Consider the following 767-nt stretch of genomic DNA (forward strand, 5'->3'; position numbering starts at 1 on the left):
TTGTACGAGTTGGACGCGGTGCGGGTCATGGGCATGGATCAGGTCGGCAACACCACCGAAACGACCTTGCGTGCGCTCCTGTCCGAAACGGATGCCTCGATATTGGTCGTCATCGCTCCGGGAGCGCCACGGATCAACGCCATGACGCTGACGGACGGTGCACCGGAACATCGCCGATCGACACGGCAAGGGTACTACCGGGGCGACGTGTCCGTCACCTGCACCGTACACGATCCATGGTTCCCGTTGGCCCGTAACGCCACCGACGCCACAACCGTCGACGTCGACCTGTTCGCCGAGAGCACGGTCGAACACAGCGGCGACGGCCGGACGTTGGAGGCGCTGACCATCCGGAACAAGGGATGGGACAGCCCCGACGGCACACAATGGTCCATCACCGTGCCTATACGGGTCGCGGGAGCCCGGAGCGTGTCGGAGGGCCGATACGCCATCGGATTGTCCTATCGGGGACTGCATGACGCCGTCGCCTCCGCCACCATATCCGAGGACATGTTGATCGACGGCACGCATTTCATCATCGACTGGACCGCTCCGAGCATCGGAACACTGACGCTGGCGGGTACACCCACGTCATGGCACGGCATCATGTTCGCCGCCTCGCACACCGTTACGCTGGATGGCATATCCGACGCCCTTTCTGGCGTGGACGCCGACAGCCCGGCATTCGCGGAGGTGAACGAATACGGCGAACTGGCCGATGGGGATGGGCCGAACATCGATGCCCACGCCACCGGGGCCACCCTAGG

1 protein-coding gene is annotated in these 767 nt (G+C 64.1%); it reads left to right on the forward strand.

Annotation, left to right across the window (positions count from 1 at the left end):
- Nucleotides 1-767 (forward strand): hypothetical protein (locus H9626_RS15780; RefSeq protein WP_225231020.1); only part of this gene is annotated, 767 nt, incomplete at both ends.

This window comes from Phocaeicola faecium (assembly GCF_014837055.1).
GTDB classification, from domain to species: Bacteria; Bacteroidota; Bacteroidia; order Bacteroidales; family Bacteroidaceae; genus Phocaeicola; species Phocaeicola gallinarum.